The 25,446-nt window shown below is 72.0% G+C and carries 18 protein-coding genes; 8 read left to right on the top strand and 10 right to left on the bottom strand.

All coding sequences use genetic code 11. From position 1 onward, the window contains the following. Nucleotides 1-21: 21 nt before the first annotated feature. The 3 genes from WMF20_RS27300 to WMF20_RS27290 are packed head-to-tail and all read right to left on the bottom strand — an operon-like array spanning nucleotide 22 to nucleotide 3,535. Entirely contained in the window at nucleotides 22-2,079 is a 2,058-nt protein-coding gene (locus WMF20_RS27300) for an esterase-like activity of phytase family protein (protein ID WP_437604869.1), read from the bottom strand. Between the two features lie 2 nt (nucleotides 2,080-2,081). Beyond that, nucleotides 2,082-2,774 (bottom strand): DUF4956 domain-containing protein, encoded by a 693-nt coding sequence (locus tag WMF20_RS27295; protein ID WP_437604868.1) that lies wholly within the window; start codon nucleotides 2,772-2,774, stop codon nucleotides 2,082-2,084. Beyond that, nucleotides 2,771-3,535: a polyphosphate polymerase domain-containing protein gene (locus WMF20_RS27290; protein ID WP_129577167.1), complete on the bottom strand. Its 765-nt coding sequence runs from the start codon at nucleotides 3,533-3,535 to the stop codon at nucleotides 2,771-2,773. Before WMF20_RS27290 ends, WMF20_RS27295 begins: the two co-directional genes overlap by 4 nt. Before the next feature lie 567 nt (nucleotides 3,536-4,102). Here WMF20_RS27290 and WMF20_RS27285 point away from each other — a divergent pair. After that, nucleotides 4,103-4,915 carry an FG-GAP repeat protein gene (locus tag WMF20_RS27285; protein WP_437604867.1) on the top strand — a complete coding sequence of 271 codons (813 nt, stop codon included), beginning with the start codon at nucleotides 4,103-4,105 and terminating at the stop codon, nucleotides 4,913-4,915. A gap of 82 nt (nucleotides 4,916-4,997) precedes the next feature. Further along, nucleotides 4,998-7,448: a substrate-binding domain-containing protein gene (locus WMF20_RS27280; RefSeq protein WP_437604866.1), complete on the top strand. Its 2,451-nt coding sequence runs from the start codon at nucleotides 4,998-5,000 to the stop codon at nucleotides 7,446-7,448. Nucleotides 7,449-7,453: 5 nt separating this feature from the next. Here the strand turns inward: WMF20_RS27280 and WMF20_RS27275 are convergent, their stop codons facing one another. The 3 genes from WMF20_RS27275 to WMF20_RS27265 are packed head-to-tail and all read right to left on the bottom strand — an operon-like array spanning nucleotide 7,454 to nucleotide 11,160. Continuing rightward, nucleotides 7,454-8,527, bottom strand: a complete 1,074-nt coding sequence (locus WMF20_RS27275) for an ABC transporter permease (protein WP_437604865.1) — start codon at nucleotides 8,525-8,527, stop codon at nucleotides 7,454-7,456. Next, nucleotides 8,524-10,083, bottom strand: a complete 1,560-nt coding sequence (locus WMF20_RS27270) for a sugar ABC transporter ATP-binding protein (protein ID WP_437604864.1) — start codon at nucleotides 10,081-10,083, stop codon at nucleotides 8,524-8,526. The genes WMF20_RS27275 and WMF20_RS27270 overlap by 4 nt, the downstream gene beginning before the upstream one ends. A 54-nt stretch (nucleotides 10,084-10,137) precedes the next feature. Next, complete coding sequence (locus WMF20_RS27265) at nucleotides 10,138-11,160, bottom strand: sugar-binding protein (RefSeq protein ID WP_437604863.1); 1,023 nt, start codon at nucleotides 11,158-11,160, stop codon at nucleotides 10,138-10,140. Between the two features lie 470 nt (nucleotides 11,161-11,630). Between WMF20_RS27265 and WMF20_RS27260 the strand changes: the two genes are divergently transcribed. Continuing rightward, nucleotides 11,631-12,155: a hypothetical protein gene (locus WMF20_RS27260; protein ID WP_437604862.1), complete on the top strand. Its 525-nt coding sequence runs from the start codon at nucleotides 11,631-11,633 to the stop codon at nucleotides 12,153-12,155. 114 nt (nucleotides 12,156-12,269) lie between these two features. Here WMF20_RS27260 and WMF20_RS27255 read toward each other — a convergent pair whose 3' ends face one another. Continuing rightward, nucleotides 12,270-12,896, bottom strand: a complete 627-nt coding sequence (locus tag WMF20_RS27255; protein ID WP_437604861.1) for a hypothetical protein — start codon at nucleotides 12,894-12,896, stop codon at nucleotides 12,270-12,272. A gap of 282 nt (nucleotides 12,897-13,178) precedes the next feature. Between WMF20_RS27255 and WMF20_RS27250 the strand changes: the two genes are divergently transcribed. Together WMF20_RS27250 and WMF20_RS27245 are read left to right on the top strand one after the other, a co-directional pair. Then, nucleotides 13,179-13,487, top strand: coding sequence for a hypothetical protein (locus WMF20_RS27250; protein WP_437604860.1), 309 nt, complete (start codon nucleotides 13,179-13,181; stop codon nucleotides 13,485-13,487). A gap of 138 nt (nucleotides 13,488-13,625) precedes the next feature. Beyond that, nucleotides 13,626-14,348 (top strand): MBL fold metallo-hydrolase, encoded by a 723-nt coding sequence (locus tag WMF20_RS27245; protein ID WP_437604859.1) that lies wholly within the window; start codon nucleotides 13,626-13,628, stop codon nucleotides 14,346-14,348. 594 nt (nucleotides 14,349-14,942) lie between these two features. Here WMF20_RS27245 and WMF20_RS27240 read toward each other — a convergent pair. Further along, nucleotides 14,943-15,617, bottom strand: a complete 675-nt coding sequence (locus tag WMF20_RS27240) for a phosphoenolpyruvate--protein phosphotransferase (protein WP_437604858.1) — start codon at nucleotides 15,615-15,617, stop codon at nucleotides 14,943-14,945. 322 nt (nucleotides 15,618-15,939) lie between these two features. Between WMF20_RS27240 and WMF20_RS27235 the strand changes: the two genes are divergently transcribed. Next, nucleotides 15,940-17,640 (top strand): DUF1592 domain-containing protein, encoded by a 1,701-nt coding sequence (locus WMF20_RS27235; protein WP_437604857.1) that lies wholly within the window; start codon nucleotides 15,940-15,942, stop codon nucleotides 17,638-17,640. 9 nt (nucleotides 17,641-17,649) lie between these two features. Beyond that, the gene (locus WMF20_RS27230) at nucleotides 17,650-18,981 is read left to right on the top strand and encodes a DUF1552 domain-containing protein (RefSeq protein ID WP_437604856.1); all 1,332 of its coding nucleotides are present in this window, start codon (nucleotides 17,650-17,652) and stop codon (nucleotides 18,979-18,981) included. A 192-nt stretch (nucleotides 18,982-19,173) separates the two neighbouring features. Here WMF20_RS27230 and WMF20_RS27225 read toward each other — a convergent pair whose 3' ends face one another. Together WMF20_RS27225 and WMF20_RS27220 are read right to left on the bottom strand one after the other, a co-directional pair. Then, nucleotides 19,174-19,854: a universal stress protein gene (locus WMF20_RS27225; protein WP_437604855.1), complete on the bottom strand. Its 681-nt coding sequence runs from the start codon at nucleotides 19,852-19,854 to the stop codon at nucleotides 19,174-19,176. 209 nt (nucleotides 19,855-20,063) lie between these two features. Then, nucleotides 20,064-20,888 carry an SDR family oxidoreductase gene (locus WMF20_RS27220; RefSeq protein ID WP_437604854.1) on the bottom strand — a complete coding sequence of 275 codons (825 nt, stop codon included), beginning with the start codon at nucleotides 20,886-20,888 and terminating at the stop codon, nucleotides 20,064-20,066. A 639-nt stretch (nucleotides 20,889-21,527) separates the two neighbouring features. Here WMF20_RS27220 and WMF20_RS27215 point away from each other — a divergent pair. Next, the gene (locus tag WMF20_RS27215; protein ID WP_437604853.1) at nucleotides 21,528-25,403 is read left to right on the top strand and encodes a serine/threonine-protein kinase; all 3,876 of its coding nucleotides are present in this window, start codon (nucleotides 21,528-21,530) and stop codon (nucleotides 25,401-25,403) included. Nucleotides 25,404-25,446: the final 43 nt, after the last annotated feature.

Genomic DNA, 25,446 nt, shown 5'->3' with positions numbered 1-25,446 from the left:
CGGGGCGACGGCGGCGCGGGCTCAGCCCTGCCACGGCAGCTCGAGGAAGGAAGGCGCCTCGGCGCCGGCGTCGAACACGACGATCAGCTTGCCGGGGGACAGCGCGAGCGAGATGCCCTCCGGCTTCTGGCCGGGGAAGCGCCGCACGAGGCTCGGCGAGAGGACGCCGCCCTCGGGGCGCAGGACGTGGAAGAGCGACCCCGCGGCGCCGTCGGCGGTGGACGGGGTCGAGGCGATCGCCAGCGAGCCGTCCGGGAGGAAGCACAGATCCGAGATCCCCCCCGGCGTGGGCGCGCCGTTGAGCTCGACGTCGACGCGCGCGCGCGCCCACAGCGAGAGGCCGGCGCCCTCGAGCCGCCGCCCCTCGAGGAGCGCGCGCGGCGCGCCGAGCCTCCAGATGAGCGCGTTGCCCTCCGCGTCGAGCGGCGACTTCAGCCCGAAGTAGAGCGCGCCGTCCCGGTAGGCCATGCCCTCGATCTCGAGCGGGCGCGTGCCGCCCGGCAGCCCGAGCTCCGCGAGGGCCGCGGGGCCCGCGGCGTCGAGCAGCTCCGCGAGGTGGACCTCGGCGTCGACGCGGAAGCCGCGGCCATCCTGCTTGAGCCGGAGCAGCGCGGTGCGCGCCTTCTTGCGCTTGCCCTTCGCGCTGTAGCCCTGCGACGAGAGCAGGTACACGTCGCCCCCGTCGCCGGCGGTGATCGACTCGATGTCCACGAGCTCCTTGACGCCGAGCACCGGCACCGGCTCCGGATCGACGGCGCCGGCCGCCGACATCGCGAACAGCCACGGCACGCCCTCGTCCTCCGCATCCTTGTGGCCCGTGTCGTCGCTGACGAGGAGGTACCGCCCCTCCGCGGGCCGGGGCAGGACGCCGGACGGCTCGAAGCGCGACCGCTGCCGCAGCGCCGCCGGCACCGCCATGCGGATCGCGTCGGCGGCCCCGGCCGGCGGCGCCGCCGCGGGCGCGCCCCGCGCCGCGGGGGCGGCCGGAGCGCCGGGGGCCGGCGGCGCGGGGAGCGGGGCCGCCCCGCGCGTGAAGGCGACGTCGAACGCCTGGCCGCCGAGCAGCTCGACCGGGTGATCGAGCGCGATCGTTACCTCGCGGCCCCACACCGGCACGTTCAGATCCGTCCAGCAGCGGAGCGGCAGCTGGCCCACCACCGGCCCGACCGTGACGGCCCGGCCCGTGAGCGGCCGCCCGTTCGCGCCGCGCGCCCAGATCGTCGCGGCGTCGCCCGCCTCGACGTGGAGCGCCGCCCGCTCCGGGACGCAGGCGATGACCCGCCCGGGCGCGCTGGCGATCTCGACGATCGGGTCGCCCGCCACGGCGACGTCGCCCGGCCGCTTGCGCACCGCGGAGACGCGCCCGCCGTGCGCCGCGCGCAGCGTGTGCTGGACGCGCCGCGCCTCGAGCTGCTCGATTTCCCGCCGCGTCACCGCGAGGTCCGCCTCGATCTTCGCCGTCTCCGGGCTCGCCTGCTGGAGGAGCCTCTTCCGGCGCTCCTCGCCCGCCGCGATCCGCGCGCGCAGGAGCTGGATGGCGCGGGGCTTCTCGGTCGCGATCGCCTCGACGCCCGCGCGCTGCACGTCGAGCGACCCCAGGGCGTCGTGGCTCGCCTGCTTGTCCTCGATGAGCTGCTTCACCCGGGAGATCTCGCTGGCGAGCACCTCGCCCTCGGCGCGCGCGCGGCGCTGCTCCTCGAGCTCGCGCGCGAGCTCGAGCTTCAGCTCCTCGACGCTCGCCTCGAGCTCCTGATCGAGCCGCGCGTGCTCCGCGGGGACCATCGCCCGGAGGCGCGCCTCCTCGGCGCGCGCCACCGCGAGCTCCGCGTCGATCGCGCCGCTGTCGAGCGCGACGATGACCTGACCCGGCGCCACCACATCGCCGACGTCGACCTCGATCGAGGCCACCCGCCCGACCTCGACCGTGGCCACCATCTCGGTGTCGGCCTGGGCGAAGGCGAGGATGCCGTCGCTCGGGCTCGAGGAGCGGCTCAGCCACGCCGCGAGGCCGAGCGTGCCCAGCATCGTGAGCGCGGGGGTCGCGGAGGAGAGCGCGGATCGGATTCGCCAGAGATGCATGGCTAGAGGTCCAGCGTCGGCTCCTGGAGCATCAGACTCACGTCCTCCACTCCGGGGAGCGCTTGAAGGCTCGTCACGAGGCGCGCCCTGAGCTCCGGGTGGCGCACGCTGATCTGGTAAGCGTGCTCCATGACGGAGCCCTGCGCCGCCTCGCGCAGGGTGACGAGCGCGAAGGAGCCGCAGTGCTCGCGGAGGATGCCCGCGATCGCGCCGGCGAGCTCCGCGCCGGCCTGCCCGGCCGGCGCGACGAACCGGAGCAGCCCGTCGGGCTGCCGGCGCGACCCGTAGCCGGTGACGTGGAGCATGAGCGTCGCGCCCGCGAACATCGCCGCCCCCGCGATCGCCGCGCCGTAGGCCTGCGCGCCGCTCGCCATGCCGATGGCGAGCGAGGCGAAGACGAACACGACGTCGCGCGGATCGCGCATCGTGGTACGGAACCGGATCGCGGTGACGCCGCCCGCGATGCCGATGCCGGCGGCGATGTTGTTGCCGACGGCGAGCATCAGCGTGCACGTGATGATGCTGCCGAGCGCCATGCTCTGGACGACGGTCCGCGAGTACGAGAGGCCGCGGAACGTGAGCATGTAGACGCCGGCGATGCCCTGCGTGAGACCGAAGGCGACGAGGAGGGAAATGAGCGCCCTGCGCCACTCGACCGCCTCGCCGTGCGAGAGCATCGACAGCCACTCGATCATCGCAGCGGCCCTCCCTCGATCCGGGCCGAGCGCACGTCCGGCAGCATCAGCTGCGCGTTCACGCTGTAGCAGTACTTGGAGAACGAGCGCCGGACGAGCTCGAGGCGCCGCACGAGCGCCACCATCCACGCGGGCGGCCTGCGCTCGAACTTGAGCTCGAGGACGCAGACGGGCTCGTGCGTGTTCGTCTGGGCCGGGTGGTCGACGGGGCGCCACCCCCGCTCGGACGCCTCGAGATCCAGCGACTCCTTGCGCTGGCAGACGACCTTCCGGTCGAACGTGAGGCGCGCGTACTTGTCGAGCGTGCTCTCGTACGCCTCGCGCTCGTAGTCGACGAGCATCGTGGGCCGGAGATCGTGGCGGTGGATCGGGCTGATGAACTTCTCTGCGCCCTTGCGCACGCCCGGCGGGAGCCGCTCCAGCGCGGCGGGGCTGCCGCGCTCGACGAGCTCCCGCCACTCGTCCGCGGGCACGCACGCGCGCGACTTGATGATGACGTCTTGGACGCGCCGCTTCACCTCGAGGAAGACGGGGCTCTTCTTGCCGGGGTAGGTGCGCGCCCGCACCTTGAAGCGGTCCCGCTGCTCCCGGGCGTTGGCCCAGTAGAGATCGTGCCCGCGCGTGTCAAAGTAGAGCGAGCGGATGCGGTACGAGCCATCCTCGTTCCCGTACTTGTCCGCCCGGCAGACGGACCGCGCCGTGGCCCGGATCGCCGGGACGAGCCGCTCCGGCACCAGGTACTTGAACTCGTAGCGTTCGATGACGTCCAGGATGACGGCCTCCTCGATCGTCAGGGGTCAGGGGTCAGGGGTCAGGGGTAGGCCCGGGTCGGGTGCGTCGCGCCGCCTGCGGCGTCGCGGAGTTGTTGCTGTATCCACGCGATAATGACACAACCGCCGCCGAATGCCGCAAGCGGAATCCTGCGCAAGCTCGCGATATCTCCCCGGTATCCCCGCGCGTTGCATTCGAGTCGCAAAGCTACAGCGCAGTGGCTTGCCCGGCTCGGGCTCGGGGGGGGCGCTGCTCGCCGCGGGCTGCCAGGGCTCGGGGCCTCGAGGGGGCGACGGCGGTGCGGATCTCGGTCTGCCCCCGCTGCGGCGGGGCCGTGCGGCTCGACGCGCTGCCGCACGGCGAGCCGGACGAGTGCTCCGGTGTGGTCGCCGGTGCGGTGCACGCGGAGAGGCTAGACCTCCACAACGATTCCGGCGACGGCCCGCGCTTCTTTGCGATCGGGCTTGACGGCGCGCTGCGGTCGAGCTCGAGGTGGCGGGCGCGCGCACGGCGCCATCGAGGCGGCGGGCTTCGGGGGCGCCGTCGCGACCGCGGACGTGAACGGCGACGGCTTCGCCGACGCCGTGGTCGCGGGCACGACCTATGCGGACAACAAGGGGACGGTCCGCGTGATCTTCGGGAGCTCGTCCGAGCCGGCGACGTGGACCCTCCAACCGGACATCTCGGGGAGCTTGCCGGGCGATGAGCGCAGGTTCGGCCGCGCGCTCGCCTCCGGGGACATCAACGGAGACGGCTACGCAGCTCTCGTGATCGGCGCGCCGGGAGGCGGCCCCGATCTCATCGAGCCCGGCAGCGCGTATGTGTACCTGGGCGGCCCCGGGGGCTTCGACACGGTCGCTGACGCGATGTTCACGGGGGTGCAGAGCGCGAGCGAGTTCGGCGCCTCGGTCGCCTCGGCGGACTTCAATGGAGATGGCCTCTCGGACATCACGGTCGGGGCGCCTAGCGCTTCGGCGCGGCCGTGTCGCCGTAGCCCGGCGCGGACCGCCGACGCCCGCGGCCGCACGGCCGCTCGCCCCGGGGCCACGGGCGGAGCGCGGCCTTACACGTTCTCCTCATCCTCTTCACTGCGTCTGCGGCACCTGCGCGAACTGCCTGTCTCCGACGTGCGGCGACGCACGCGAACTCCTGTGTTTCTGCTGACACGCGCCCGGCGGGGCACGACGGTTTGCGGCGGACAATGCAGGGTGAGCAGGCTCTACCAAGATGTGTGTCGATGCAATCGAAGCGATGAGACCCGCAGCTCGCCGGGGGATCGCGCCTCCCCTCCATGTCGGAACGAGCTCGAACTGGTTGATGCGACGTCGGATTCAGGGGAGAACATCGGCGTCATCGTCATCGCGGGGTAGCGAGCTATCTTGAAACGGGAACGCCTTCACGCACCTTGTAGGCAAGCGCACCGCACCTCGAGACGGCCCTCGGAATGCCCGCATGCTCAAGGTGCCTGATCTCCTCGCCGTCCTGCAGCAGATCGTGCGTCGGGCCATGGCCATGCTCTCGCGCGCGCCGCGCGGCAGCCTGCTCCTCCGCGAGGGCGATCGCCTCGTGGCTCGAGCGCTGGTCGGGTTCGACGCTCCTCCTGGACACGGCGCGCACGCGCCCGCCGCCGCGGAGCTCGACGGCGAGGGGGCCGCGCTCGCCGGGGCGGCGCCCGAGGACACGCGCGCGAGCCATGTCGTCGATGCGCGCGCGTGGTACCGGGCGTACCTGCCCTTCGCGCTCGGGATCGGGGGCGCCATCCCGGAGGGCGCCGGGGTGCTCGTCGCGCCCATCCAGCTGCACGGCGAGGTGGTCGGCTACCTCGCCATCGAGCAGGAGACCCGGGAGCCCCCGGACGAGGCGCGCCGCGCCACCATCGAGGTGCTCGCGGGCGCGACCGGGGACGCGCTGGAGCGCCACCGGCTCTACGACGACAAGGCGAGCGCGGCGCAGGAGATCCGGCTCTTCGAGCGGCTGCTCGGCGCGGTGGGCACGACCGTCGAGCTGCACGACCTCGTCGAGACCGTCGCGCACGGCATCAAGAGCGTGCAGCTCGACGCGGACTGGAACGCCGTCGAGCTGTGGCTGCTCGAGGAGGATGGCCTCGCGGACGGCTCAGAGGACGGCCCCGCGCCTGCCCGGGGCGAGCTCCGCGCCCGCGTGTACCGGGCTCCGGCGTCGGAGCCGACGACCTACTGGCAGAACATCCGCGCCGGCGCCGACAGCGCCGCGCGGCCCCTGGGCGTCACCGTGGACTTCCGGACCGGCCACAGCGGCGAGGGCGAGGGCTCGCAGCGCGCCTTGCTCGACGAGGCGATCCGCCGGCGGGTGTCCGGCATCATCGTCGCGCCCGGCAACCCCGAGAGCGCGGAGGAGGCGTTCCGGCAGGCGGCGGACGCGGCCATCCCGGTCGTCGTCATCGACGCGCCGCCGATCCCGGGCAGCCGCGCGCCGCTCTACATCGGGACGGACAACGTGGCGTCGGGCAGGCTGGCGGCCGAGATGATGCGCCGGCTGCTGCCGGGCGGCGGCGTCGTCGCGGCGCTCGGCGCCGTGGACCTCGCGCCGAACGTCCGCGAGCGCGTCGAGGGCTTCTGCGCGGCGGCGCGCGGGTCGAGCCTCACCGTGCTGCCGACCATCGCGTGCGACTGGGATCTCGCGGCCGGGACGAGGCTCGCCACGGCGGCGCTGACGGCGCGGCCCGACGTCGCCGGCGCCTTCGGGGCCGCCGCGGACAACGGGCCATCCTGGGGGCTCTCGGCGCGGGCGCTCGGCAGGGCCGGAGAGCTCAAGGTCGTCGGGTTCGATCTCATCGCCAGCACGGTCGCCCTGCTCCGGCAGGGCGCGATCCACGCGACGATCGTCCAGCGCGAGTACGACATGGGCTTCCGCGCGGTGGAGGTGATCCACCGGATGATCGCGCAGGGCGTCGGGCCGACGCTGGCCGCGCTGCCGCCGTCCCGCGTCCTCCACACCGGCGTCGATTGCGTCACCCTCGAGCGGACGCCGTGGTCCACGTCGCTGAGCGACTACCTCACGCTCGACGCGGCCCGCCGCGTCGCCGTCGGGCAGGGCGGCCGCGGCGCGTCCGTCGCGCCGGCGATCGAGGTCATGTTGATCGGGTTCCCGCCCCCCTCGCGCTCCGTCATCGAGGGCCAGGTCACGATCTCGGCCGCCTCGCTCGTGGGCCGCGCGATCGCGGCGGGCAGCCCGCTCGCGATCGACCCCGAAGGGGACGCGGCGCCGCGCGACGCCGCCCTGCCCGCCGCCCACGCCGGCGCGCGCACGGCGGTCGCCTTGCCCTTGCAGGCGCGGGGCGCGGTCCTCGGCGCCCTCGTCCTGAGCAGCCGTCGCGGCGGGGCGTGCGCGCACCGGCAGAGCGACCTGTCGTTCCTGGTCCGCGTCGCCGGCACGGTGGCGGTCGGCGTCGAGAACGCGCGGCTGTTCCGCCGCATCTCCGAGCGGAAGGCGGCGCTCGAGCGCGCCAACGAGCAGCAGGCGGCGATGCTCCAGACGATCCGCGAGCTCTCGAGCCCCGTCGTGCCGATCGCGGACGGCATCCTGGTGATGCCCGTGATCGGCGTCATGGACGCCGAGCGCTCCGGCCGCTTCATCGAGTCGATGCTCCGCGCGATCGACGCCCAGCGCGCGCGCGTCGTGCTGATCGACGTGACCGGGATGGCGGTGGTGGACGCGTCGGCGGCGTCGCAGCTGGTCCAGGCGGCGCGGGCGGCCGCGCTGCTCGGCGCCGAGGCGGTGCTCGTCGGCGTGCGGCCCGAGGCCGCGCAGCTGATGGTCGCGCAGGGCCTCGACGTCGGCGCGATGGCGACGCAGGCGAACCTGGCGAGCGGCTTCCGCTACGCGCTCGAGAGGACGCGCCGCCGCGCGGCGAGGCGCGGCTGACGCGGCTACCCGGCGCCGGCGGTGGGGGGCGCCTCGAACGGGCGCGGCGGCGCGGCGCTCTCGTCAGCGGTGCGCCGCGCGCGCCGCTGCTCCTGGACGAGGTGCACCGCCTGGTCGAAGACGACCGCGACGAGGATGACGGCGCCGATGATGATGAAGGTCCAGTTCGGATCGAGGCGCCAGATGCGCCGCACGCCGTCGTCGCTGTAGCGGATCTGGAACATGTTGATGCCGTTGTCGATGACCCGCATGATGGCCGAGCCGATGAGGATCCCGAGCGCGCTGCCCTCGCCGCCGCGCAGCGAGCAGCCGCCGAGCACGACCGCGGCGATCGCGTAGAGCTCGTAGCCCATGCCGACCTGCTGGGACATCTGGCCGATGTAGGACGCGTAGCAGACGCCGGCGATGCCGCCCGTCGCCGACGAGATCACGTACGTGAGGACCTCGACCCGGCTCACGTCGATGCCGGAGTACTCGGCGGCCTCGCGGTTGCCGCCGATCGCGATCATGTAGCGCCCGAGCACGGTGAAGTGCAGGACGTAGGCGCCGGCCGCGAGGACGCCGAGGAAGATGACGAGCGGGTAGGGGATCAGCGCGTCGCCGCGGACGTGCAGGAGCCCGCCGTTCGCGAGGCGGAGGAACGGCGAGTCGCCGAAGCTCAGCGTGCCGCCCTCGGCCACCGACTGCGACACGCCGCGGACGAGCAGCATGCCGCCGAGCGTGACGACGAACGGCTGCAGCTTCAGCCGCGTGATGAGGAGCCCCTGCGCGAGCCCCACCAGCACGGCGGCGGAGAGCGCGACCGGCACGCCGACCCAGAGCGGGTACCCCAGGCACCCCATCCCGGACGACGAGAGCTTGGCGAGCAGGACGCCCGTGAGGCCGATGACCGAGCCGATCGACAGGTCGATGCCGCCGGTGATGATGACGAGCCCCATGCCCATGGCGAAGATGCCGAGCATCGAGATCTGCCGGGCGGTGTTGACGACGTTGGACTGCCCGAGGAAGTCGGGGTTCGAGATCCAGAGCCCCGCGCACATCAGGACGAGCACGAGGCCCATGCCCAGCTCACGCTTCATACCGTCACCTCGACTCCCGCGGCGCCCGCGCTCCCCGTCATCAGCGCGGCGATGCGCTCCTGGGTCAGGCCCTCGCGCGGGAGCACGCCCGTGATCCGCCGCTCGTGCATGACGACGACGCGATCGCTCATGCCGAGGATCTCCTCCATGTCGGAGCTGACCATCAGCAGGGTCATCCCCTCGTCGACCAGCGCGGCCATGTGCCGGTAGATCTCGGCCTTGGTGCCCACGTCGATGCCGCGGGTCGGCTCGTCCAGGATGAGCACGCGGGGGCGCATCGACAGCCATTTCCCGAGGACGACCTTCTGCTGGTTGCCGCCGGAGAGGTTCACCGCCCGCTGATCGAGCCCCTTCGCCTTGATGCGGAGCCGGCCCACCTCGTCCCGCGCGGCGCGGCGCTCGGCGTCGCGGCGGAGCCACCCGAAGCGGCTGCAGCGGGCGAGGCTCGGCAGCGACGTGTTCTCGACGAGGGTCATCGGGAGCACGAGCCCGCGCCGCTTGCGGTCCTCGGGCGCGAGGCACACGCCGCGGTCGATGGCGTCGCGCGTCCCGCGCGGCAGGTAGGGCGCTCCCGCGAGCGTCATCGCGCCGCCGAGCGCCCGGGTCGCCCCGAAGATCGCCTGCATCAGCTCGGTACGCCCCGCGCCGACGAGCCCCGCGAACCCGAGGATCTCCCCGCGGAGCGCGGTGAAGCTCACGCCCGCGGGGGCGCCGGGCACGAGCAGGTCGCGCACCTCGAGCGCGGGCTCGCGCGGCGGGCGCGCGCGCTTCTCCGGGAAGTAGCGGCCGCTGAGCTCCCGCCCCACCATCATCGCGACGATCCTGTCGTGCGTCGCCTCGGCCCGCGGGACGTCGCCGACGTGCCTGCCGTCGCGCAGCACGGCGATCCGGTCGGCGAGGCGCAGCACGTCGTCCATGCGGTGCGAGATGTAGAGGATGCCGATCCCCTCGGCGCGGAGCTTCTCGACGATCGCGAAGAGCTCCCGCGACTCGGCCGCGGTGAGCGATGACGTCGGCTCGTCCATGAGGATGATGCGCGCGTTCACCGAGAGCGCCTTGGCGATCTCGACCATCTGCATCTGCCCCGCGGTGAGCGCCGAGACCGGCGTCGTGGGCGGCAGCGAGAGGCCGACGCGCCTCATCAGCGCCGCCGCCCCCGCGCGGAGCGCCTCGCGCCGGAGCGGGGCCAAGAGGCCGCTCGACCCCTCGTTGCCGAGGAAGATGTTCGCGGCGATGTCGAGGTTCGGCGCGAGCATCAGCTCCTGATGAATCAGCGCGACGCCGAGGCGCCTCCCGTCGCGGACCCCGCGCAGCGCGACGCGCGCGCCGTCGATGGCGATCTGCCCCTCGTCGGGGGCGAACGCCCCGCCGAGGATCTTCATCAGCGTGCTCTTGCCCGCGCCGTTCTCCCCCACGACCGCGAGCACCTCGCCGGCGCGCAGGGTGAGGGAGACGCCGGCGAGCGCGGTGACGCCCGGGAAGCGCTTGACGATCCCGCGCATCGCGAGCAGGGGCGGAGGCGCGGGGAGGGGGAGCGGAGCGGGGGCGAGCGTCATTGGCGGGAGGAGGCTCGAGGGCGGCGGGGCCGCCGCTCGCGCCGCCGGGTCGCGCTACTTCTTCAGCTCGGCGAGCCTGGCCTTGAACGCCGCGACGTTCTGCTTGTCGATCACGTCGACGCCGGTGTCGACCATCTTGTTCGGGGGGATGGCGGCCATGGCCGCGTCGCCCTTGGTGGCGAGCTCGTGCATCCACTTGCTCGTGAGGTAGCCGAACTGGAACGGCTTCTGTACGACGGTGCAGGCGACCGTGCCGCTCTCGATGCCGCTGAGCGTCGCGTCCTCTTCGTCGAACACGGCGGGGATGACCTTGCCCTTCTTCCCGAGCGCCTCGACGGCGGCGATGATGGCCGGCCCGTTGTACGACCAGAGGCCCGTCGCGACGTTGAGGTCCGGGTGGGCGTTGAGGATGTCCTCCACGTTCGCGCGCGCCTTGGCGCGATCCCCGTTGTCCTCGCGCTTGTCGACGATCTGGATGTTGTGGGGAGTGACCGCGTCCTGGATGCCCTTGAGGCGCTGGGTCGCGTTGTCGACGGCGAACATGCCGACGAAGACGGCCATCTTCCCGCCGTTCGGCAGGAGCTTCACGATCTCGTTGCCGAGCGCCTTGCCGGCCTCGTAGTTGTTCGTGCCGATGTACAGCAGCCGGTTCGACTTCGGTGCGTCGGAGTCGAACGTGATCAGCTTGGTCTTCTCGGCGACCTTGTTGAGCACGGGGACCTGATCGCTCGGCGCGAGGGCGGTCACGCCGACGGCGTCGTAGCCCTGGCTGGCGAGGCTCTCGAGGATCTGGTTCTGCTCCTCGGGCGTGCTGTTCTGCGGCATCTTGACGTCGACTTGAATCTTGGCCTCCTGCTCGTACTTCCTGACGCCGGCGATCGCGATCTTCCAGAACTCGCTGGAGCCGCTCGTCACGAACGCGAGCTTGACGACCTTGGCCGTTTCCGGGCTGCCCTTGCTGCTGCCATCGCCGCTGACACCGGCCGCGCCTCCCTGATCGCAGCCAGCGATCCAAGCCATCGACAGCACGGCGAGCGCCGCACACGCGAGCTTCCAGAGATTCTGTTGATGTTTCACGTCAGCTCTCCTCGGTTCGTCCGCGACAAGCGCGCGTCGAGACGATGCCGCCGATCCGCGACATCGGTGATACCCCGAAGCGATGCTAGCGATTCGCCGCGACGATGTCGCGCCTCGTCTGGACGACCCAGGCGGAAACTTCGGGCCGACGCTCTCGTGCGCGGCAGGGAAGAGCCGTGCACGAGCCCGCCTGCCTTGCAGAACAAGCGATGACACAGCCCTCGATGTGCGGCGCATTACGGTGATTTCAGGCTGCACGTCACCTGCCTGTGAGGTCGCCGCTGGCGATGTGTTCGCGCGGTGGCGACGTGGTGCGCGCGAGGCGCACCGGGGGTCGTGTCGGGATGGCGCGGACACACGTGGCTGAATGGTGAGGGGGACGTTGCGGGGACACCGGATCCGCGCGGGAACGGCGCCACCGCGGAAGTCATGGTTGGATTCGCGCGGGAGAACCTCTAGAATGACCAGCCGTGTCATCTCCCAAGCAGTCGCAGAGCGCTTCTTTGTTCCTCTGCGTGACGTTCGTTCCGAACGAGCGGCTGGCCACGGCCGTCTTGCGGCTGGTGTCCAGCTTTTGCGGCCAGGTGCTGGACGACGCGAATGTGAGCTCGCGGTTCTACATGGCCGCGCACGAGCTCGCGGAGAACATCACGAAGTACTCCACCGGGCCTCGCGTCAGCCTCGAGCTCGCGCTGGAGGAGGACGAGAGCTCGCATATCATGAAGATCCGCGCGCGGAACGAGGCGTCCCCCGAGCGCCTGCGCGAGGTCGAGCGGCGGCTCATGGCGCTGAAGACCGCGAGCGACCCGGTGAAGCATTACGATGATCTCATCACCGAGACGGCGATGCTCGACGGGATCTCGGGCCTCGGCCTCGCGCGCGTCCGGGCCGAGGGCGGTCTCGACATGGACTACACGATCGAGGGGAACGAGCTGACGATCATCGCGCACGCGCCGATCGAGCGATGGGGGGCGAGCGGGCAGGTCGGAGGTTGAGCCCGTCGCGCGTGGGCCGCCTGCTGCCCGACGGGCGGCGGCGCTGGGCCGCGCGCCGCAGCGGCAGCGCCGCGGGCCATCGGGCAGGCGAGCCGACCCACGTCGTGGGCTCGATCAGTGACAGGCCCTCTTGAGCCCGATGTACATGACGTCTTGCTGGCAGAGGAGATTGCAGCTGCCGACCGGGCCTGGGTCGCCGCACGCGACCTCCTCCACCAGGTACACGTTGGATGCGTTCCGGCAGGCGCCGCCGCCCTCGCAGCGGACCGCGGGGATCTGCGGCTCCTCCTCGCCGCTGCAGTCATAATCGAAGCCGCCTCCGGGGCGGATGGGGGTGTCATAGAACGTGTTGGGCTGGTCGGGGTGGACCTGCGCGTGCCTGTCGTCGCAGTCGGTGCCGCCCTCGCACGCGATCGACGGATAGCCGTCGCCGTCTGCGTCGCAGTCGATCATCCCGCCGCCGCCCCCGCCGGAGCCCGACGTCGCCCCGCCGCTCCCGCCGCCGCCGGAGGCCGCCTCACCCCCACCGCCGTCGCCGGAGGCCGCCGCGCCCGCGGCGCCCCCGCTGCCGCCCGCCGCGCCCCCGGCGCCGCCCGCTGCGCCCGACGACGCGGTGGCGCCCGCGGCGCCGGCGCTCGAGCTCGCCGGCTCGGTGAAGACGACATCGGGAAAGCTGCACCCCGCGCTCAGCGCGGCAGTCGCGGCGGGCATGGCGACGAGCGCGAACCATCGATGACGCAAGGGCATCCTTCCATGGTCCTCATGATTCCTTCCCGCGTCAACCGTCCGTCGAGATGTCCGATGGTGCAGTGCACCGCATCGTGTTCGCGCGGCGGGGAGGGCACGCCCAGCTGAACGGCGGAATGCGCAGCTTCATCATCTTCGAGTCCAGGCTGCCCAACCCGACCCCCAGCCTGGGCCGCGCGGGCTGCCGCCCCGTCGTCGAAGGGGATCCGGTCGCTCCGGGTCGGGGCGCCGAACGCTTGGAACCAGATCACGAGCGCGCCGTTCAGCACGGCGGGCATGACGCCGGTGGGCAACAAGCTGCGCCTCGACTTCTTCACCTCGGCGATCCAGCCCGATCCGTCGTGGGTCGGGACCGTGGTCGCGCTGATCTCGATCCTGTCCGCGGGCATCCACAACCAGTTCGTCGGGTCGGCCGGCCTCACCCCCCTCCCCAGGAACGTGTTCTCGCCCATTACGTTCACGCTCGCCGCGCCCACCGTGGCCGCGCTGAACGCGTCGCCGAGCGACGTGTCGATCACGCTCGAGCTCACCCTGAACCCCGGCTCGGGGCCCTACTTCCTGGACAACCTCCGCTTCACGAACTGACCGCGGCCATCGAGGCTCGCCGCCTCCGGCGGCGGCGCGCCGCGGGCGTGGCGCTTCCCGCGAGCGGCTCACTCTGGTAGGGTGGCCGCTGAGGCGGGAGCGCGCGGAACAGCGCCTTTCGCGCGAGAGGAGGAGCGGATGGCGGATTCACCGAGCGAGGCTCGGGTCACCGAGGTGGCCGATGGCGTCTACCAGCTCCACACCCCGGTGGGGGAGGGCAAAGCTGCGTTCTCGTTCAACCAGTATCTCCTGGTCGACGACGCGCCGCTGCTCTTCCACACCGGCCCGCGCCGCCTCTTCCCGGCGGTGCGCGCGGCGATCGCGCGGGTGATGCCGGTCGAGCGGCTGCGCTACGTGGCGTTTTCTCACTGCGAGTCGGACGAGTGCGGCGCCATGAACGAGCTGCTCGACGCCGCCCCGCAGGCGGCGCCCGTGTGCGGGCGGATCGCCGCGATGGTCGACGGGGACATGTTCGACCGCGCGCCGCGGGCGCTCAAGGACGGCGAGGTCCTCGAGCTCGGCCAGCGCCGGGTGCGCTGGCTCGACGCGCCCCACCTGCCGCACGGCTGGGAGTGCGGCTATCTGTTCGAGGAGTCCACCGCCACGCTGCTCTGCGGCGATCTCTTCACGCAGCCCGGCGCAGTCCACCCGGCGCTCACGCGCGACGACATCCTCGAGCCGAGCGAGGCGATGCGCCGGGCGATGGATTACTACGCGCACGGCCCCGACGCGCCCCGGCTCCTCGAGAAGCTCGCGGCCACGTCTCCCCGCGTGCTCGCCTGCATGCACGGCCGGGCGTACGAGGGCGACGGGGCCGCGCTGCTGCGCGCGCTCTCGCGCTCGCTCGCCGCGGCGACGTGAGCGGCGCGCCGAGGCGCTGACGCCTCTTCTTGGTGTTCTTGGCGTCCTTGGCGGTTCGTTCCCGTTCGAGCATCGTGATTGATCGGTGCTCTAGGATTGCCTCGGCGGGTCGTTCGGGCTCTATTCATGGGCGGGTCTCGCCGCAGGGCGTCCGCGACGTCGAAGTAGAGCTCTTCCGCCGGATCACACCCCTGTGTGAACGATACGACGAGGCGCTCTCGTCGCCGTTCTTCACGCCGTCGCGCCGGACAGCAGGGCGATGCACAGCGGGAGCGCGACGCGACGACGGGTGTTCCTGCGCACGGGAGCGGATCTCCTTGGGCGAGCCTCGGACCGGACGGAGCACGCCCGGGCCAGGCCTGCGGGCGACAGCCGCACGTACCAGAACAGGGCTGTCGGAAGGCCTGGGAGGCGCCGGGATGCGCGGGTGATGGTGCTGGCCACGCGCGTCGTGAGACGCATTCCGACGGCGCGATGAAAATTCTCAGCCGCAGAAGTACGCATCCTGACGATCTCGTCAGCGCCTGACTCGATGTTTGCCTGTGCGGGGCGGGAACTCGATGGCGCTCAGGGGCTGTGGGGCGCGGCGAGCGTTCAGATCGGCTCGGGCTCGGGCTCTGCCTGTGCCTTTCTCTTGGCGCTGGCCGTGCGGGCGCGCTGCTCGGCGCGGCGCACTTCATCGGCCGCGTCCTCGTACGGCGAGAGCAGCCGGTCGCGGAGGAGCGCGTGCCTCTCGTCCCTGTCGTCGTCGTACTCGGCGTGCACGTGGACCATGAGCGAGCCGTAGGCCTCGTGCCACGCCTCCACGGCCTTGATCGCCGGATCCGCGCTCTTCGCCTCGGTGACGCCGAGCTTCTGGCCGTACAGCTCGGTCCAGCGCCGCAGGCGGCCCGCCTCGGCCGAGAGCCCGAGCCGATCCACCGCCGCCTTCACGTCCTTGCGTTCGAGCGCCTTGATCATCGCGCTCATGCGCACCCATTGCTGGGAGTAGACGAGGCGGACGAAATCGATGCCCGACGAGAGCACCTCGGAGCGGACGAGCAGGGCGCCGCTGCGGCGCGCCGCCTCGTCCTCCGAGAGCGGCAGGATGCCATCGTGATCGAACGCGCGCTCGACGCTATCGAGGACGCTGTTGAATGCGCGGGAGCGGACCCCCGAGCGCCATGTCGACGACTGGTAGTGGATAGACGCGACCCGTGATAGGGTCGACGGGATCGGCGCCGGGTCCGCTGGCTCGACGCGCCGCACCTGCCGCACGGCTGGGAGCACGGCTACCTGCTCGAGGAGTCCACCGCGACGCTGCGCTGCGGCGATCTTTCGACGCAGCCCGGCACCGTCCACCCGGCGCTGACGCGCGACGACATCCTCGAGCTGAGCGAGGCCATGCGCCGCCCGCCCGCGGACCCGTCTTCGATGCGTGGATGAGCTGTTGAATTAGCGTCGCTTCTCCGGGAGGCTGGGCGGATCGCGCAAGGCTTCATATGTCGCCCATGTCTGTAAGATGGGGCGGCCACCACGAGGAGCTTGAAATTCGGATCGCGTTTTGATTTCCTGGCCCCCCCAGCTTTCTCTAGCCCAGCGAGAGCGTGCCATGCCGGTCGCAAAGCTCATCGGTGTCCTTCCTTCATTCATGGGCCGTTCGCTTCGCCTCGCGGCGCCGCTCGCGGTCGTCGTGGCCGGCGGGTGCACGGGCGTCTTGGGTGGTAGCCCCCTGGACTCGACGGATCCGGCGACGGATTCGGCGGCCGAGTGCGGCGCAGCCCCTGCGCTGGCCAAGCCGCGCATCTGGCGGTTGACCAAGAGCCAGCTCGCCAACACCTTGCGCGACGAGTTCGGCATCGAGCCCGCGGCGCTTTCGAACTTGCCGAGCGAGGCCCGGCTCGACGGCTTCGCCAACCAGGCCTCACAGCTGCGAATCGCGCCGCTCCTCGCGGAGGTGTACTTCGCGCTCGGCGAAGAGCTCGGGGCGCACGCGCTGCAGAACCCCGACAAGTTCGGCATCGCGTGCGACGCCGCCACCTTGGCGCCTGGCACTTGCCTGGAGGGTTTCATCGCCACAACGGGGCGAAAGCTCTGGCGCCGCCCGCTCTCGGCGACGGAGGTCGCCGACTTCAGCGCGCTCTTCGCCAAGACGGCCGCGCAGGGCGCAGGTCCTGCCGGAGGCATCACGAGCGTCGTGCAGGCGCTGTTCATGTCGCCGAGCAGCCTGCACCGCACCGAGCTCGGCACGGTGAAGGACACCGGAGCGGTGACACCGCTGACGGATCACGAGATCGCTTCGGCGCTCTCGTACATGCTCTGGGATAGCGCGCCGGATGCCGAGCTCACCGCGCTCGCAGATCAAGGGAAGCTGCGCGACCGTACAGTGCTCTTGGACCAGGCCAAGCGCCTGTTCGAGGCGCGCGACAAGGCGTCGCCGGCCATGAACCACTTCTTCGAGCAGTGGCTGGAGCTCGAGAATCTCCCGAACGCGGTGAAGGACGCCGGCCTCTTTCCGATGGCGACGCCCGAGCTCAACGCCGATTTGAAAGAAGAGCTGCGCCTGTTCACGGACAGCGTGCTGTTCGACGCGGGGGCGGATCGTCGCTTCGACTCGCTGTTCACGAGCACGTACGCGTTCGTGAACGAGCGCACCGCCCCGCTCTACGGTTTGAGCGGGGTGACCGGCGACGCCATGGTGCGTCGCGAGCTCGATCCGGCGGAACGCCGAGGCATCTTGACGTCGCTGCCGTTCCTCTGGGGCCACGCGCACGCCCAGGATACGGCCCTCGTTGGGCGTGGCGCCTACGTCCGCGCAGAGATCCTGTGCCACCGCGTGCCGCTGCCGCCCGGCGGTGTTCCGAATCCTGGCAAGTTTGCCGAGCCGAACGCCACGGGTCGGCAAAGACTCGGCATTCATGCGAGTCCGGCCTGCTCCGCCTGTCACAAGCTGTTCGATGGCATCGGGTTCGCGCTCGAAAGCTACGATCCCATCGGTCGCTTCAGAACGACGGAGCATGGGCAGGAGATCGATGCGAGCGGCAGTCTGCCGCTGCCGAGCGAGGGGAATAAGGAACCCGGAATCGTGTTTTCCAACTTCGTGGAGCTGGTGGACGAGCTGGCGCAAAAGCCGGATGTCTACGGCTGCTTCGCCCAGCAGTTCGCCGCCTACGCCTCAGGTTACGATTTGCCGGAGCTCGACGCCTGTGAGAAGGAGCGCGTCGTGGACGAGTTTGCGCGCTCACAGAACGCGATCGATCAGCTGGTGCTGAGCGTGATCGCATCGCCAAGCTTCATCGACCGGAAGAACTAGGAGCTCGCCATGCGCAACGTAAAGTTTTCCCGGCGTACGATGCTCCGTGGCCTCGGCTACGGAACCGTCTTCTGTTCTGGGCTGTTCGACAACGTCTACGCCCAGACCGCTCCGCGAATCACGCGCGTCGCCATGTTCGGCTACGCGAATGGCTCTCAGTATCAATCGGAGCCGACCGGAGGCGAAAAGGACTTCGTCCTCAAGCCGCACATGGCGCCGCTCGAAGCGGTGCGCAACGACATCCTGGTGTTCAAGAACCTGACGCTCGCACGCGACCCCGGTAACGCGCACCGCTCGGCGTCGTTCTCGGTGTTCGGCCTCGGCGCGCAGACCAGCATCGATCAGGAGTTCGCCAAGTTCCTCAAGGACACGACCCCGCTGGCATCGCTGGAGATCGCGGTCGGACAGACGTCCGGCGACGGCGGCGTCATCCCCGGACTGTCTCAGGTCGATGGCAGGTTCATCCCCAGCGTGAAAAACCCGCTGGCTGCGTATCAGCGCGTCGCCGACCGCATCAGCGGGGGCGCTCCCGCGCCGGGCAACGGCACGCCCATGAACACGCCCAGCGCCGCCGAGCAGGCGCTGCTCCGCCGCCAGAGCGTGCTCGACTTCATCAAGGAGGACGTACAGTCCTTCCGCGGGCGTCTCGGGCCGGAGGAAGCCTCCAAGATGGACTTCTACCTCGAGTCGCTGCGCACGCTCGAACGCGATGTCGGCGGCAGCATCCCCACAGACATGCCTTCGAACTCGTGCTCGAAGCTCGCGGCGCCGCTGCTGAGCAAGGACACCATGATGAACGATATGCCGGAGCACAGCCGGCTGTATCTCGACATCATGGCGATGGCTTTCGCCTGCAACGTCACTCGCGTGGCATCCATGATGTGGGGCGGTGGCGAAAACAACGAAGCCGTCAAGTTCGGTGACATCGATATCTCGGCCTGGCACTCCATCTCGCACGGCGATCCGGACGGCGCTCCGGGACGACAGATCATTCGGCTCCAGGCATATTTCGCGCAAGAGTTCCGCTATTTCATCGAGAAGCTGAAGAGCTTCTCCGACGGCCAGTTCTCGCTGCTCGACAACACCGCAGCGGTCCTTTCGACCCAGAACGGCAGCAGCCAGCTGGGCTCCGCCCAGAACTTCGCCGAGACCGACCACCCTCCCCAGCACGCACCTTTCGTGGTCGCCGGCAGCTGTGGAGGCGCTTGGAAGACCGGGCGCCTGCTCGACGCCGGCGGGCGCAATCACAACGACGTTTATCTCAGCATCGCCCGGGCGATCGGCATGAATGTGACGTCGGTCGGCCGCGCCGCGTGGTGTAGAGGTCCGCTCATCACGTAGCTGGCGGGCGCCGGGCGGCGCCGCAGCGCTGACTGACCACGCGGCCGGTCCTCGCGGGCGGCGGCGTTCGCCTGCGCCATCAGGCGGGCGACCGCCTCCCGCGGCGCCTCGGCGCGGCCCTCTGCGGCGCCGGACAGCGGGGCGATGGACAGCGGGAGCGCGATGCCACGACGGGTGTTCCTGCACGCAACGTCAGGTCGAGAACCCCCAGGGCCTCACCGCGCGGCGCACCGTCCTCGTCGTCTCGGCGCCCGAGTAGACGTGCGCGTGGACATGGCCCTTGTGGCGCTCGCACCACAGGCTCGCTCCGCCGGTCCGGTTGCGCTCCGCGAGGCAGTCGGGGCAGGGCGGCTCGATCTCAGGAACACGCCACGAGTCGTCGTGGTGCTTGTCCCGGACCACGCACACCGGACACCCGGCGGTCCGCACCACGCGCTCGGCGACCGAGCCGAGCAGCACGCGCTTCACGCCGGTGCGCCCGTGCGTGCCCATCACGATGAGATCCGCGTCGACGTGCGCCGCGAGCCACACGATCTCCTGGGCCGGATCGCCCGTGAGCAGGTGCGTGACCACGCGCTCGACGTGCGCGGGCCGCGACGGCATGGCGAACTCGTCGACGACGCTCTTCGCGAGCTCCTGGAGCCGGGCCGCGGCGTCCGAGGCGCTCGAGGTCTTGACGAGGCCCTGCAAGCCCAGCATCTCCCGGCGGCTGTCCGCCACCGCCACGACGTGCACCTCGCCGCCCGTCTCCTCGGCGTTCGCCAGCCACAGCGCCCGGAGCAGCACGCCCCGGCTCGCGGGCGAGAGATCCACCGCCGCCAGGACGTTGAACGGCCTCGTCGCGCTCGACGTGCTCGAAGAATTCGATTCCATGGCTTCCTCCCGTGACATGTCCTCGTTGGCTCGCGACCGAGTCGCAACGAGCGTGCCTCTCGCCGCCCCGCGCGCGGTCGCGCTCGGCGCGGCGCGGGGAGAGCCCGGGACGCAGACGATGCGCTTCGCCGCGCACCCGATGCGTGGACGAAAGGAGTGTCGGAGGAGGGAGCGGCGGCCGCGAGCCCCGCGCCGCCGGCCGGGAGCGCTCAGCCGGCGGCCGAGCCGGCCTTCCGCTGCGCGCTGTCGCAGACCCAGCGGACCACGCCCGGGATCACCCCCTGCGCGATCGCGCTCACGCGCGAGCCGACGTCGGGGTAAATCTCGAACCGCCCGCGCGCCATGCCGTCGGCCATGCTGCGCGCCACCGCGTCCGGCTCCAGCGTCTTCACGTTGCCCGCGATGGCCTTGGTCTCCGCGGGCTTGTACCGGTTCTCGAACGCGAGCTGCGGCGTGTCGGTGTCGGGCGGCATGCACACGCTCACCCGGACGCCGTGCGGCCACATCTCCGCGCGCAGCGCCTGCGAGAAGCCGATCAGCGCGAACTTGCTCGCGGCGTACGGCGTGTAGCCGTAGATGCCGATCACGCCCGCCAGCGACGAAACGTTGAGCACATGGCCGCTCCCGCGCGCCACCATCGCCGGCAGCACCGCCTTGCACAGGTGGACGGCGCCGAAGAAGTTCACGTCCATCATGCCGCGGAACTCCTCGACCGGCAGCTCGAGGAAGCGCCCCGGCATCACGGCGCCCGCGTTGTTCACGAGGTGATCGATCGGGCGCTCGGCGAGCAGCGGCTCCAGGGCGCGCGCGACGTCCTCCGCCCGGCCGACGTCGAGCTCCAGGACGTCGACCCGCGCCGACGGGTGCTCCCGCCGGATGCCCACCGCCGCCTCGTCGAGGAGGGCCCGGCGGCGCGCGACGAGCGTGACCGCCGCGCCGTAGCCCGCGACAAGCCGCGCGAACGACAGGCCGATGCCGCTCGAGCCGCCGGTCACGAGGACGCTCTTGCCCTGAAAGTAAGTTCGGGTGTCCATCGACGGCGGAACCTACCCCAGGAGAGCGTCAGGCGCGAGGCGCTCGTGCGGGCCCGCGCCGGAACGCCTCGGCGGGCGCGCCTCCGCCCCTTCCGAGCGTCCTTCAGCAGGCTCCCCGCGGCGGCGCCGATCGTCTCCGACCGGGCTTGTTGAGCTTCTTCTTCTTTTGCTTCTTGGACAGCTTCGCCTTCATGCGCTTCAGCCCAGCACGCTGGATGCCATGCATTGGAGTCCAGGGAGCCGTCACGAAAGCGATGCTCCTCCGTGACGCGCGCCACGCGGATAGGACGTTTTGCCCCGCTGTGGTGAAAATGCCCGGTCAACCCCCCGGCGCGCCGCCCCGCCTGGGCGACAGGGCAGCGAGCGCGCGCCGGACGAGCCCGCGGGGCGAGGGCGCCTCCGGGGGAGCGCCCGGCGCCCGGGACCCGCGCGCGGGATCACCACCCCGCACGGAACGGCGCGCGCCGCCCGTGCCCCGGGGCGTTGGTGTTTGCTACATTACAATGTCTGCGGTCGCGGTCGCCGGCGTGCTGCTGTGCCCAGCCGCTCCGGGCGGACCCGCTGGCGATCGGCGCCGAGTTCGTCTACTCACGTTGTAAGCAAGCTCATGCGAGATCTCAGGTAACACGGGGAGCCGAGATGCGCGTGGGAGACGTCATCGACCGTCGCTTCCGGCTCGAGCGCCTCGCCAGCTCCGGCGGGATGGGCGACGTCTACCGCGCCATCGATCTGGGCACGAACGAGCCGGTCGCGCTCAAGGTCCTGCAGCGCCGCGGGCTCCAGGAGGCGATCCGGTTCGCGCGCGAGGCGGAGGCGCTCGAGGCGCTCACCGCGCTGCGGCACCCGGGCATCGTGCGCTACGTCGCGCACGGCGCGACCGACGCGGGGCAGCCCTACCTCGCCATGGAGTGGCTCGCCGGCGAGACGCTGACCGAGCGCCTCGCCAGGAGGTCGCTCTCCGTCCGCGAGACCCTCGCGCTCGCCTCCAGGGTCGCCTCGACGCTCGGCGTCGTCCACCGCGCCGGCATCGTCCACCGCGACCTCAAGCCGAGCAACCTGCTCCTCGTGGGCGGCGCCGTCGAGGGGGTCACCCTCATCGACTTCGGCGTGGTGCGCCTCGGCGCCATCGACCGGCACCTCACCATGCCGGGCACGATGCTCGGCACCCCGGGCTACATGGCGCCCGAGCAGGCCCGCAGCGAGCCGAACATCGACACCCGCGCCGACGTCTTCTCGCTCGGCTGCGTGCTCTTCAAGTGCCTCACCGGGCGCTCGGCGTTCCAGGGCGCCGACGGGCTCTCGGTGCTCATCAAGGTCATCCTCGAGGACCCGCCGCGGCTCCGCGAGCTCCGCGGCGACATCCCCGAGGCGCTCGACGACCTCGTCGCGCGCATGCTCGCGAAGCCGCCGAACGAGCGGCCCAAGGACGGCGACGCGGTCGCGGCGGAGCTCCTCGAGCTCGACGACCTCGGCGCGGGCGCCGTGAGCAGCCGCCCGTCGAACACCCTGCGCGGGAGCGAGATCACCACGAACGAGCGCAAGATGATGTGCCTCGTGCTCGCGCGCGACGTGACCGGCGACGCCGAGGCGACGCGCTCCCAGGAGGAGGACCTGGAGCGCAGCAAGGCGCTCATCGCCGTGGCCGAGCGCTACCAGGGCGAGCTCGAGATCCTGGAGTCGCGCTCCCCGCTCATCGTGCTCTCCGCCGCCGGGGCGCCGACCGACCTCGCGGCCCAGGCCGCGCGCTGCGCGCTCGCCCTGAACGCGCTGCTCGGCTGCGTGCCGGTCGCGCTCGTGACCGGCCGCGCCGAGATCTCCTCGCGGCTGCCGGTCGGCGAGCTCATCGACCGCGCCGTCCACCTCCTGCCGCCGGCCCACGCCCCGGCCGGCGCGGACGCCGTCCGCATGGACGAGGTGACCGCGGGGCTGCTCGGCTCCCGGTTCGACATCACCCGCGACAAGAGCGGCCTCCGCCTGCACGGCGAGCGCGAGGCGCTCGCCACGACGCCGCCGCTGCTCGGCAAGCCGACGCCGTGCGTCGGGCGCGACCGCGAGCTCGCCCTGCTCGAGGCCGCGTTCGCGCACTGCGTCGAGGAGTCGACGCCGAGCGCCGTGCTCGTGACCGCGCCCGCGGGCGCCGGCAAGTCCCGCCTCCGCACCGAGCTGCTCCGCCGCCTGCGCGACCGCGGCGAGGAGATGGAGGTGTGGATCGGGCGCGGCGACCCCATGAGCGCCGGCTCGGCCTTCGGCCTGCTCGCGTCGGCGCTCCGGCGCACGATCGGCCTGTTCGACGGCGAGCCGGTCGAGGCGCGGCAGCACAAGATCCGCGCGCGCGTCGCGCGGTACGGCCGGGGCGAGTCCCCGCGCACCGCGGCGTTCCTCGGGGAGCTCATGGGCGTGCCGTTCCCCGACGGCGACAGCGTGCAGCTCATGGCGGCGCGGCGGAACCCCGTGCTGATGAGCGACCAGATCCGCCTCGCCTGGGAGGAGCTGCTGCGCGCCGAGTGCTCGGCGCGGCCGGTGCTGCTCGTGCTCGAGGACCTGCACTGGGGCGACCTGCCGAGCGTGATGCTGGTCGACTCGGCGCTGCGCAACCTCGGCGATCAGCGGCTGATGGTGCTCGCGCTCGGCCGGCCCGAGGTGCGCGAGCTCTTCCCGAAGCTCTGGGCGGGGCGCGGCGTGCACGAGGTGCAGCTCTCGGGGCTGCCGCGCCGCGCGAGCGAGCGGCTCGTGCGCCAGGTGCTCGGCGAGGACGTCGCGCCGGAGCTGCTCACGATGATCGTCGACCGCGCCGACGGCAACGCGTTCTACCTGGAGGAGCAGCTCCGCGCGGTCGCCGACGGCAAGGGCGCCGACCTGCCCGAGACGGTGCTGGCGATGGTGCAGGCGCGCATCGAGGCGCTCGACATCGAGGCGCGGCGCGTGCTGCGGGCGGCGAGCATCTTCGGGCAGACGTTCTGGCAGGGCGGCGTCTCGGCGCTCGTCGGCGGGGCGCAGGTGGCGCCGAAGCTGGTCGAGCTGGAGCAGCGCGAGGTCATCGCGCGGCGCGGCGAGGGGAGCCTTCCCGGCGAGGTCGAGTACAGCTTCCAGCACGCGATCGTCCGGGAGGCGGCCTACGGGATGCTGACCGAGGGCGATCGGCGGCTCGGGCACCGGCTGGCGGGCGAGTGGCTCTCGCGCTTGGGCGCGGCGGACGCGATGGCGCTCGGCGAGCACTTCGAGCGCGGCGGCGAGCTGTCGCGGGCGGCGGCCGCGTACTGCCGCGCGGCCGAGCAGGCGCTCCGGGCGCAGGACCTCGCCGCCGCCGTCGAGCGCGCCGAGCGCGGGGTCGCGTGCGGCCCGACGGCGCAGACGCTGGGCGCGCTGCGCCTCGTGGAGGCCGAGGCGCACGTCTGGCGGGGGGAGCTCGCGCTCGCGGAGCAGCGCGGCATCGAGGCGGTGGACCGGCTACCGGCCGGCTCGGCGCCGTGGTTCTCAGCCATCAAGCAGGTGGCGGTCGCCGCGGGCAAGCTCGGCGGCTTCGAGCGGGTGGAGCGCTGGATGGGCGTGGCGCAGGCCGCCGAGGCGGAGGCGGAGGGCGCGCTCGTGGAGAAGCACGTGTGCCTCGGCGGGGGCGCGCTCCTGCTCGTGTTCGGGGGGCGCTACGCGTTCGCGGACGCGCTGATCGAGGCGGTCGAGGGCGACGGGACCGACCTCGCGGAGCGGGAGGTCGAGGTGGAGGCGCTGCTGCACGAGGTGCGGTCGATCCGGGCGCTCGTGAACGGCGACCCCGGCGCCTGCCTGAGGGGCCTGTCGTCGGCGCTCGCGGCGTTCGAGCGGGCGGGCGACCGCGGCAACGCCTGCGCGGTCCGCATGAACGTGGGCTACATGCACGCGGAGCTCGGGGATTTCGCGGGCGCGGAGGAGGTGCTGCGCAGCGCCCTCGCGGCCGCGGAGCGGATGGGGCTGCACGAGCTGGCGGCGGCGACGCTGAGCAACCTGGGGCACGTGCTCGGCTACCGGGGGCGCATCGAGGAGGCGCAGCGGACCGAGCGGGAGGCGATCGCGCTGTCGCAGCGGCTCGGGGATCCGCGCCAGGAGGGGAGCGCGCGGACGTACCTCGCGCGGATCGCGCTGATCGCCCGGGATTACGAGGCGGCGGAGCGGGAGGCGAGGACGGCGGCGGAGATCTTGCAGAGCGCGCCGCCGCTGCGCGCGGCGGCGGTGGCGGCGCGGGCGCGGGCGCTCCTCGGCCTGGGGAGGTACGACGAGGGGCTCTCGGCGGCGGGGGAGGCGTTCTCGATGCTGGAGGCGATCGGGGCGATCGAGGAGGGGGAGTCTTCGGTGCGGCTCGTCTACGCCGAGGCGCTGGAGGCGAACGGGATGGAGGCGGACTGCGCGGCGGTGATCGCGGCGGCGCGGGAGAGGTTGCTGGAGAGGGCGGGGAAGATCAGCGATCCGGTGTGGCGGGAGAGGTTCCTCACCGTGCCGGACAATCAGAAGACGCTCGCGATGGCGGAGCGGTGGGTGGGGTAGGGAAGAGTTCGCGTGCTCCTCGTGGAGCACCGGGAGAGAGGTG

This window comes from Sorangium sp. So ce834 (genome assembly GCF_051521425.1).
Classification (GTDB): domain Bacteria; phylum Myxococcota_A; class Polyangia; order Polyangiales; family Polyangiaceae; genus Sorangium; species Sorangium cellulosum_D.
This window is presented reverse-complemented; position numbering and strand designations above follow the sequence as displayed.